Source organism: Geoglobus sp. (assembly GCF_054018175.1).
Genome location: NZ_JBPLZQ010000088.1, coordinates 1 through 9552, shown reverse-complemented (window position 1 = coordinate 9552; position 9552 = coordinate 1). Strand labels below are relative to the sequence as shown.

The 9552-nt window shown below is 48.8% G+C and carries 13 protein-coding genes and 1 other RNA gene; 9 read left to right on the top strand and 5 right to left on the bottom strand.

All coding sequences use genetic code 11. The annotated features are described in order from the left end of the window. An RNA gene (rnpB, locus tag ACXJJC_RS06885) (RNase P RNA component) lies at positions 1–165 on the top strand; the annotation flags it as partial. A gap of 256 nt (positions 166–421) precedes the next feature. Here the strand turns inward: rnpB and ACXJJC_RS06880 are convergent. Continuing rightward, complete coding sequence (locus ACXJJC_RS06880; RefSeq protein ID WP_456370461.1) at positions 422–730, bottom strand: nucleotidyltransferase domain-containing protein; 309 nt, start codon at positions 728–730, stop codon at positions 422–424. A gap of 102 nt (positions 731–832) precedes the next feature. Between ACXJJC_RS06880 and ACXJJC_RS06875 the strand changes: the two genes are divergently transcribed. Beyond that, positions 833–1141, top strand: coding sequence for a hypothetical protein (locus tag ACXJJC_RS06875; RefSeq protein WP_456370459.1), 309 nt, complete (start codon positions 833–835; stop codon positions 1139–1141). Between the two features lie 53 nt (positions 1142–1194). Further along, entirely contained in the window at positions 1195–1737 is a 543-nt protein-coding gene (locus ACXJJC_RS06870; protein ID WP_456370458.1) for a cysteine hydrolase family protein, read from the top strand. On the opposite strand, the gene ACXJJC_RS06865 is transcribed toward ACXJJC_RS06870, so the two are convergent. Continuing rightward, positions 1703–1894, bottom strand: a complete 192-nt coding sequence (locus tag ACXJJC_RS06865; protein ID WP_048092599.1) for a hypothetical protein — start codon at positions 1892–1894, stop codon at positions 1703–1705. The genes ACXJJC_RS06870 and ACXJJC_RS06865 overlap by 35 nt on opposite strands. 424 nt (positions 1895–2318) lie before the next feature. Between ACXJJC_RS06865 and ACXJJC_RS06860 the strand changes: the two genes are divergently transcribed. Then, a complete protein-coding gene (locus tag ACXJJC_RS06860; RefSeq protein WP_456370462.1) occupies positions 2319–3515 on the top strand; it encodes an ammonium transporter in 1197 nt (398 codons plus the stop codon). Between the two features lie 9 nt (positions 3516–3524). Next, entirely contained in the window at positions 3525–3854 is a 330-nt protein-coding gene (locus ACXJJC_RS06855) for a P-II family nitrogen regulator (RefSeq protein WP_048092595.1), read from the top strand. Here ACXJJC_RS06855 and queD read toward each other — a convergent pair. From queD to queC, 3 genes are read right to left on the bottom strand one after another with little or no spacing between them, the layout of a single operon-like run. Next, positions 3844–4179 carry a 6-carboxytetrahydropterin synthase QueD gene (queD, locus tag ACXJJC_RS06850; protein ID WP_456370456.1) on the bottom strand — a complete coding sequence of 112 codons (336 nt, stop codon included), beginning with the start codon at positions 4177–4179 and terminating at the stop codon, positions 3844–3846. The two genes, ACXJJC_RS06855 and queD, sit on opposite strands and share 11 nt — an antisense overlap. Beyond that, complete coding sequence (locus tag ACXJJC_RS06845; RefSeq protein ID WP_456370447.1) at positions 4180–4857, bottom strand: 7-carboxy-7-deazaguanine synthase QueE; 678 nt, start codon at positions 4855–4857, stop codon at positions 4180–4182. Then, positions 4841–5581, bottom strand: a complete 741-nt coding sequence (gene queC / locus ACXJJC_RS06840) for a 7-cyano-7-deazaguanine synthase QueC (protein ID WP_456370441.1) — start codon at positions 5579–5581, stop codon at positions 4841–4843. Before queC ends, ACXJJC_RS06845 begins: the two co-directional genes overlap by 17 nt. A gap of 221 nt (positions 5582–5802) precedes the next feature. Between queC and cas6 the strand changes: the two genes are divergently transcribed. The 4 genes from cas6 to cas5 form a co-directional block, all read left to right on the top strand. Beyond that, a complete protein-coding gene (gene cas6 / locus ACXJJC_RS06835; protein ID WP_456370440.1) occupies positions 5803–6528 on the top strand; it encodes a CRISPR-associated endoribonuclease Cas6 in 726 nt (241 codons plus the stop codon). Next, positions 6525–8051: a hypothetical protein gene (locus ACXJJC_RS06830; RefSeq protein ID WP_456370439.1), complete on the top strand. Its 1527-nt coding sequence runs from the start codon at positions 6525–6527 to the stop codon at positions 8049–8051. The genes cas6 and ACXJJC_RS06830 overlap by 4 nt, the downstream gene beginning before the upstream one ends. Further along, positions 8048–8968 carry a type I-B CRISPR-associated protein Cas7/Cst2/DevR gene (gene cas7i, locus ACXJJC_RS06825; protein WP_456370437.1) on the top strand — a complete coding sequence of 307 codons (921 nt, stop codon included), beginning with the start codon at positions 8048–8050 and terminating at the stop codon, positions 8966–8968. The genes ACXJJC_RS06830 and cas7i overlap by 4 nt, the downstream gene beginning before the upstream one ends. 6 nt (positions 8969–8974) lie before the next feature. After that, positions 8975–9552, top strand: a 578-nt coding sequence (gene cas5 / locus ACXJJC_RS06820; RefSeq protein WP_456370435.1) for a CRISPR-associated protein Cas5, incomplete at its 3' end; no start/stop codon positions are given.

Below are 9552 nucleotides of genomic sequence, written 5' to 3'. Positions count from 1 at the left end.
GAGGCACGGCAACGGAACAGAAACGACACTCCTGCAGGGTTATGCGAGGAAGCCGAGAGGCCGAGGTCACCTGCGGGAGTTGAAACGGCCGTCCCCGCCGGTGCAAGGCGTGTGCCGCTGAGACGGACGCTGCCCGAAACAGAAGGGGGCTTACTACCGCCACTCCCCCGCTTTTTCTTCACCGTATGCCAGTGCCTTTGCGTAGTATGAATCAATAATACTCATATTAACGTATTCGAGGCCAAATTTGGCAATCAGACCTCTGTGAGTTTTTGGGTAGATCTTTTTTAATGCGAGCAGAGCCCTTGCAGCGATACATTGCATAATATGCCCTGCTTATCGCATCTGAGTAGTAACCCCGTTCAGGAGATATTCTGCTGTTCTGAGTTTCTCCTCGGCTTTTTTCATCAATTCATTGACTTCATCCAGCAATTACCATGCCATCCTTCATAACGTTCCTGACAAAACCTGTGTTCTTATGCAGTTCAAATTCTTTTTCGGTTAAAACCCTCACGGATATGTACCCGCCATGTTCGAGTAGGACTTCGACGGCCATACCGATAATTTCCTGTTCAATTCCTCTGTCTTTCACCACTATGAGGACGTCTATGTCGCTGTCTTCCTTAGCCTCTCCCCGGGCATAGGAGCCAAATACGACTACCTTGACGATTATGTCTCTGAACTTTTCAATCCTTCTCATGAAAGAATCAAGAGCCTTTTCTTTGTTCACGCTGAAAATTATGGCTCCATGTTTTGTAAACTGTTTTATCGAGACATTGCTCTGTTAGCCCAAAGGCGGAAATTTTTATATTTTTGCGCTTGAGATAAATTCATGGAATCCCTGAAATCAGGATTTATTGTACTTCTGGAAAGCTTTGAATTCTCCTCAGATGTAGAGGAAAGAATAAGACTGCTCAGAGCAGCGGTTGGGAAGCTGGAGAACATCTTCTACGGAACTGAGAAAGAGGACATCTACAGGGATGTTCTCAGGAGGCTAAAGCTCAGGTTGAAGGAGCTCAGAGCACAGATGGGGTCTTTCAACCTCGACTTCGAGGAGTGGAAGATGCTGATGGATACCCTCGACGAGATGAGAGATGAGGTTGAGAGAATTGCAGTTAAGGAGGGTGTGCTCGAGAAATAGTGCATCGAACACATGTTCGACAGGTTTTTAATCACTTGAACCATCTTTTTTACATGAACTCTGCCCTTGTCGTTGTGGACATGCAGAAGGACTTCTGCTACCCTGACGGAAAGCTATTCGGTGGAGAGCACCTCTCAGGCATATTCGAGCCAACTGCTAAAGCCATCAGAGAGGCGAGAAAGAAGATGCCGGTGATTTTCACCCAGGACTGGCACAGAAAGGACGATCCGGAATTCGATATATGGCCCGAGCACTGTCTTGCTGCAAGTGATGGGGCAGAGATAATAGATGAGCTTGAGGTGAGGGAAGAGGACTACATCGTCAGGAAGCGCAGGTATTCCGCTTTCTTCGGCACCGACCTTGATCTGACCCTCAGGGAGCTTGGCATTGAAAAGCTTTACATCACCGGGGTCCTGACGAACATCTGCGTCCTGCACACTGCAGGAGATGCCGTGCTTAGAGGCTACAAGGTTGCCGTAATAAGGGACTGCACCGCAGCACTGAATGACTACGGTTACGAGTACGCTTTAAAGCACATGGAAAACGTTTTCAATGCGAGAATCATAACCTTGAGCGACTTCTTGCGAGGGTTGTGATGGCTGCGAAAGCTGCAGAGATGACGATCGAGTAGAACATGCTGACCTTCGCATAGTACAGCACGAGAAGCGCAAGGGCAAAGCTCATTATCGCCGTTCCCGCAATTGACGAGCGCTGGAGACTCGATGTCAGTGCTTTTTTCTCCCTTTCATCCATGCCCGATGTTTTTGTTCAGAGACATATAAACCTGTTCTTTTTTGCTCCGTTTACTGTTCACCTGCCGATCTCTTGCCTTTTTGGTACTCAAGCTGTGCCTCTTCTCGAATCTCGCGTTACAGAGTAGAAAACAGACACATGGCAGGATCGTTTGCCGGGTTAAATGGTGTTTAAAGGATGGGCAGCCTCAGCCTCTCCCCTCTCATCACGTCTCAGATCGCCCATCATTCATCATTGGCCTTCTGTTTCTACGCGGTTCAGGATTAATACCTTTTGGAAGTGGCATGATGGGGGTATTTTTACCGATGGCTGCTTTTTGCTAAATTTTCTTTAGAAATTTCTGAAACTTTCTGAAAAAATATTAAATTCTGTCAGATTCGATTAAATATATTTAAATACTCCAGCGTCAGATTCCTGCCCGGTGATGTGGATGGACAGTGGAGATACTGCCTGGTTGCTGGTCTCAACGGCGATGGTTATGCTGATGGTACCGGGAGTCGGGCTTTTCTATGCAGGAATGGTGAGGAGGAAGAACGCGGTTTCTATGCTCTCCCTTTCGTTCATAGCTCTTGCAGCGGTGAGCGTTCAGTGGGTGCTGCTTGGTTACACCCTGTCCTTCGGCAACGACGTCGCAGGATTCATCGGTGACCTGAGTGCAGCCGGCCTCAGAGGCGTTTCCGGGGATGCGGGCAGCATACCTTCGCTGCTCTTCGTTGCATTTCAGCTGACCTTTGCTGCGGTAACTCTCGCCATACTGTCGAGCGGCGTGGCTGAAAGGATAAAGCTCAGCTCGTTCATGGTTTTCGGAGTGCTGTGGACGACCCTCGTCTACGACCCACTCGCCCACTGGGTGTGGGGTGGAGGGTGGCTCGCAGAGCTTGGAGCTTTAGACTTCGCCGGAGGAACCGTGGTGCACATAAGCTCCGGATTCTCGGCGTTAGCTCTCGCCTTCGTGATTGGCAGGAGGCTCGGCTATGAGGAGCACAGCATGACCCCCCACAGCATACCGATGACAATGCTCGGAACTGCACTGCTCTGGTTCGGCTGGTTCGGATTCAATGCCGGAAGTGCTTTATCTGCTGGAGAAAGTGCAGCGAACGCATTGCTTGTAACGAACACCGCTGCAGCATCAGGAGCGATCGCATGGCTCGTTGCGAGCTGGCTTCACGACAAGCCAAGTGGCCTCGGAATGGTGAGCGGTGCTATAGCCGGTCTTGTCGCTATAACTCCCGCTGCGGGGTATGTGGATTCCCTATCAGCAATTGCCATTGGTGCAGCGGCAGGAGTTCTCTGCTATGGAGCTATGCTCTTCAGGGTGAGGAGAAGGTGGGATGAGAGCCTTGATGCGTGGGCGGTACACGGAATCGGCGGACTGTGGGGCGCTCTGGCAACAGGGATCTTCGCCATGGAAAGCGTTGGAGGGTACAGCGGACTGCTTTATGGCAATGTGGAGCAGTTTTCTGCACAGGTGGTGGCATCCCTTGCAGCGATAGCCTACGCCTTCGGAGTGACGCTCGTACTTGCAAAGGCCGTAGATGCGGTGATGGGACTCAGGGTTACGGAAGAGGAGGAATACGTCGGTCTGGACATCTCCCAGCACGGGGAGAGGGCATACGCGTGAGGTGGTAGCATGAAGATGGTTGTGGCGATAATCAGGCCTGAAAGGGTCGAACAGGTGATGGACTCGCTCGAGGATGCAGGCTTTGTTGCCCTCACAGTTACCGAGGTGAAGGGAAGAGGAGAGCAGAAGGGAATACAGCTCCAGTTTCGCGGAAGGACTGTTGAGGTGGACATGCTTGAGAAGGTGAAGCTTGAAGTGGTTGTAGAAGATGAAGAGGTTCAGAGGGCTGTTGATGCAATAATTGCCGGAGCGAGAACGGGAAAAATCGGGGATGGAAGGGTTTTCATCCTGCCGGTGGAGAAATCGGTGAGGATAAGGACCGGGGAGGTCATTCAGTAAGCTCTGCCCACTTGTCCTCGCTCTCGTAAACCCTGACCCTGACAACGTTCAGGCCCTTATTTTTTAATTTTCTGAAAATTTCGGTGCAGATATTTTCGGACGACGGAATATCGATTATCTCGTTGAGTATCCTGTGGTCGAACTCGCTCAGCACTTCCCTGAGGTGTTTTTTCAGATCATAAAAGTCCATCACCATCCCGTTTTCCCGGATATCGCCTTCAATCTCCACCTCGACCCTGAAGTTGTGTCCGTGCAGCCTTCCGCACCTCTCATGCCCCGGAATCGAGTGGGCTGCGCTGAACCTCTCGCTAACACCAATTCTCATTTACCTCACCCCCAGGTATTTGTGAACCTGCGGAATCACCCTCGTGTCGGCAAGCTCCAGCATCTTTTCTTGGAGTTTTAAAATGTTTCTCACGTCAGAGCCAAACACGGGCTGGAGGACGAAGCATCTGACACAGTCCGCGATGCCCTCGGCTCTTGCCAGCACATCCTCGACGTCGAACCGCTCCGGCAGAACGATCTTGGCGAAGGTGACCCTGCTCTCAGAGTCCTTCAGTATCCTGAACGACTTCACGGTGTTTTCGTAGACATCCTCATAACCGGCCTTCAACGCCTCCCTGACCTTCAGGTCTCCCGCAATTATGTCGAAATGCTTCAGCTTTCTGGCCTCCTCTGGCAGAGACATGTTGGACTCGAGGTAGAATGTTCTCGTCTTTTCCAGTCCTGCTATGAAGTCCGCGTAGAGCAAAGGCTCCCCACCCGTAAACGAGACGGAGTGTATGTTTTTCGAGGAGTCCACAACGTTCTGAATGTAATCCAAGCTCACGGGGTTTTCGAGCTCCCTGCTGTTCACGTAATCCATGCACCTCCTGGAGTACCGGGTGTCGCAGTAGTAGCAGTTGAGGTTGCAGCCCGAGAACCTGATGAAAAGCTGCCTCACTCCGCAGAATATGCCCTCTCCCTGAACGGAGTAGAAGATCTCGCTAATGTTTGCCCTCATGCTCCTCCTTCTTTTCCTCGTAGGCCTTTACGGCCCTCTTCCACTCCTCATCACTCAGCAGCGGATCCCTTGCACCGTTCAGCAGGAACGCCTCAGTCCTTTCCAGACACGTCCCGCACTCGAGGCATGGTCTTTCCCCGCCCTCGTAGCAGCTCCAGGTTAGCTCGTATGGAACTCCAAGCTTCAGCCCGAGCCCGACTATCTCGTCTTTCGTCATGTCCACGAAGGGGGCTTTAATCTCAACGGGCGTCCAGAGGTTGGCAAGATAGACGGCCGTGTCCAAAGCTTTAACGAACTCCTTCCTGCAGTCGGGGTAGATGCTGTAGTCGCTCTTGTGGGCGGCATAGTAAACCTCCCCTGCCCCAATTTTAACCGCGTAGCCTGCAGCGATGGAGAGCATTATCATGTTCCTGTTGGGGACTATTGTCCTCTTCTGCACATCCTCGCTGTAGAATGCCTTTGGTACCTCATCATCTCCGGTCAAAGCTCCAGAAGAGATGAGCTCGTGAATTGCTGAGATGTCCACGACCCTGTGCGTTACCCTGCCTCTCTCCGTAGCTTTCTCCGCTATCAGCCTCGCGTGCTCGATCTCCCTCGAATGCTTCTGCCCGTAGTTGAATGTGAGAGCGTGAACCTCATAGCCCCTATCGAGGAGCCAGTAGAGGAGCGTCGAGCTATCCACTCCTCCGCTCAGTATGAGGACTGCCCTGTTTGTGGCGCTCATCTCTCATCACCCGCTTTGTGTGATATTGCCCTGCTCATTTCAAACACCGTGCCGGATTCTGAACCTCTCAGCTGAATGCCGGCAGGGTATTTAATGGCTGTGTGCTCTGAAAAGTTTTCGTTCCAAATTGTGAAACATTCTGGTAAAAATTTTTCATCAAAGTGTTTTTTACTTCTCAAGCAGGCAAAAAAGTTTTATTTTTGTGAAATAATGACTCATCAATGCGTTTGAAGGTGAACCTTGCTCCCTTGGAGCGAAGGTCTGTCATAGATTTGAACCACCATTACCACCTCGCCTCTGCAATTTACAGGGCGATTGAGAGAGTGGATTCATCGCTATCCCTTGAACTCCACCGGCCAGGAATTCCCAAGCTGTTCACCTTCAGCAAGCTCATGATTCCGGGGAGAAGATTCAGGATCGAGGGCGAAAAGATGGTTGTTTACGGTGACAGTGCTCATTTCTTCTTCTCCACAATGAGGGATGAAATCGCCGAGAGGCTAGTCGAGGGCCTGCTTTCAAAACCTGAGATCGAGATATCGGGTGCCAGGTTTCTCGTCTCTGAGGTCAGAGTTATGCGGGAGAAGAAAATTGGAAGCAGGGAGCGCTTCGTAACACTCAGCCCGATAAACGTTTCCAGATACGCCGGTGAAAACGGAAACGGGAGAGTAATAGACCTCTATCCCAAGGATGTCGAGTTTTACGAAATAATCCGGCAGAATCTGGTGAAGAAGTACATGGCTCATTACCGGAAAACACCGGAGAACGTTGATCTGGAGATAAAGCCCCTGAGCGTCAAGGCCAAGAGGATCAGAATAAAGAACACCTACCACAGATGCGTCGAGATGGTTTTCGAGGCCAGGGGGAGTAAAGAGCTGCTGGAGGTTGGATACAAGGCGGGTTTTGGCGCGAAAAATTCGATGGGGCTCGGGATGGTGAAGGTGGTATGAGTAAGACAATTGAAATCAGAGCCTTCGGAGATCCGTGGATGGACAATGCTCTCGAGAATTTTTTAAGAATTTTGGAAGACGTGGATTCGTGCAGTGTTGAGATAACTCCAGAGGGGCTGCGGCTAAAAATTGAAGAGTATTCTAAATTTGTTAAAGAGTTTTCTAAAAAACTCCTTGAGAAGCGTCAAAATCTGATGGTTATAGAAAAAGACAAGAAAACTGGGGAAATTAAAGAGGTGAAGAAAGATCACATTTTAATTCAGGAAGAAAAGAAGATTGGTGGAAAAGTTGCATTTAAAGAGGAAATATTTAAGCCTGAGAAAACTCTCGAATTGCTTGATAGGATTTTTGGATTCAGAGAAGGTAAAAACAGGTGCATCTTATGTGGTAAGAGCTATGACAAATCTGTCAAAAAACTTCAGCAGGCAAACTATCCATTTGTAACAAAAATAGCAAGCCTGAGTGGGGTCAGAAGTTATAAGGATGGTACAGTACTGTCCCTTAAAGAATACTATGACAGCCTGTGTCCAATTTGCTATCTTCTTGGCATTCTCGAGTGGACTGACGAGGCGACGATTTACAGAACGTTTCCCGGAGAGTACTCTCTCCTTTTCATCCCTCTCGCGAGGAACCTTGAAGAACTGCACAGATTCAAAAAAGGTTGCATATATTATGGCGTTTTGAGATCCACCGGAAGGTACTCGAATATTAGAGCGGATGCTCCCTCGGAAGGTGTAGAATTCACTCCTGGTAAATACTCCACTCTACTGTGCTTTTACGAGCGGTTTGTTGAGCTTGCCGTTGACGAACTGCCAGCGAAAGAATGGGTAGTCCTCCACATACCCTTCGGATCGGTCAAAAACGTCCGAGTTGACAGAATTGCCATCGGTTCAGGTATTCTTTCGATTATACGTGAGATATATGGTAATGGGGAGCACATCAACAAGATTTACGGTGAAATTATCCGGAAAATTTACTTCAGAAGTGAAAAAGGTGGTGTGGACAACGAAACCACAAACGAGGTTCGCGAAGTACTTGCGGAGGCAGTCCTAACCGACAATCTGAGAAAATTCACCGGTGCACTCCTGCCGAAGAAGGGTGGTTTTGTTGTATTCAATACTGAAACGAGAATGGGATTGGAGGAGCTTATTTTCGTCTGGAGGTGGAAAAGGATGGGTGTTTCAAAAGAAAAGCTCGAGTCTATCCGGAGCGTCGGGAATGTTGTTGCGAAGGTATCCAAAAGCAATGCGTCACTTCTATACAAGCTCGATAAGGTAAGAACGCTGGATGAATTCTGGAGTGTTCTGAGAGAGGTTGCAAGGAAGTTGCCTGGGCTGGAAGAGCGTGATCTCAGGATGCTGAAACCGAAATCCCTCGATGAGGTTATCCAGCTTGTCAAGGAAATTGTAGAAAGTGATAGGGATGGATGGAAAGAAGTCAGAGACCTGATTGTGATTTACGCGTCCATGTTCTACTCGATTGACCGAATGAGTAAGTCTCAGAAAGGTGGTGGTGAGGAATGAAGTGTTTGAGTGTGGTTTGGCTGTCTCAAACCGATCTGACAAACCTTAATGCTGGCGAGGGTGAGGCGAACTTTATAGATGTCAAAAAATACAAAAAGAATGGTGTCGAGTATCCGTACGTTTCTGGTCAGGCGATGAGATACTACCTTAAAGAGGCCATCAGGAGGAACTTGGTTGATGGAGAGTATATGTGTGTTCCGAACGACAAGGGAGAAACTTGTGGCGACATAGCGAGGTGTGTTGCTTGTGATTTATTTGGGTTTATGACTACGATAAAGGGCAAGGGTGCAGTGACGAGAATCTCGCCTGTAAAGGTCTCTCCGGCTGTAGGTTTACTGCCCTTCGAAGAGAACGCTGTTGTCGATTTTCTTACGAGAAGACACAGAATGGGAGAAGGAGAAATGGGGGGCGATATAGTTAACGTGGAAATAGGAGTAAATGTTTACAAGTGCGGAATGGCAGTAGATGTTGCAAGGGTGGGCGGAGAGGAAAAGATCGATGATAAAGAGCGCACGGTCAAAATTGAATATTACCTGAATGGTGATGAACGGAAAAAGAGAATTGCAAAACTTCTTGAAGTTCTGAGATTATTCTCTGATTACTCCAAACAAGCAAGATTGCTGACAGATTTCACACCTGATTTCCTGCTTATTGCATTTCAAGATCTTTATTCTCACCGGCTCCAGAAAGCCTTACTTCTGGAAAACGGAGTTGCGCTGAACATCGAAAGGCTTGAGTCGATCGTTAAGGACGTGAATGAATACAGCCCTAAGATTATCGCAGGGCTCCTTCCGGGATTCCTGGAGAATGAAGATGAGGTAAAGGATGTGTTGGAAAAACTCGGAGTTGAGGTGCTAAGTCCTAATGGGGCGGTGAAGGCAGCGCTGGATTACTTGAATGGAATAACCCTTAAGTGAGGGGCTATGCTCGGACTGAAATTCAGACTTGACTGTCCCTACTTCGCCACCTTCAGAGAACCAACATCAACATCTTTGATTTTATCCTATGTTATTCCACCATTTACAACAATCCGAGGCATGATATCCAACGCTCTCGGTTTACCGAGGGACGATCTGAGGATACAGGACTGGTTCAAAATTGGGATAAAGCCCCTCAGGTTTGAAAAAAGCAGGGAAATGGCCAGAATCCTCAAGCTGAAAGGTACTGGGAAGTCTTACAACAGGTCTTTTCCATCGTCCCCCATGTTCAAGGAATTCCTCGTCGAACCAAGCTATGAGATTTTCTTGGTCGGAGAGTCGGATAAAATCGAAAAAGCCTTTGCAGCACTGAAAAATCCGAAAAGGCCATTGTATCTTGGAGGCTCAGACGATCTGGTTGATGTGGAGGTATTTGAGCCGGTTGAAGTAGAAGAAGTTGAGGTTGAAGAAGTTCATAGCGTTGTGGAGGGTGTCCATGAAGGGTGTATAGTTCAAAAGGTTCCTTACAAGTTTGTAAGGGTTGGAAAGACGTTCAGTATGGAGTACAAGACTGTGTCGGTACC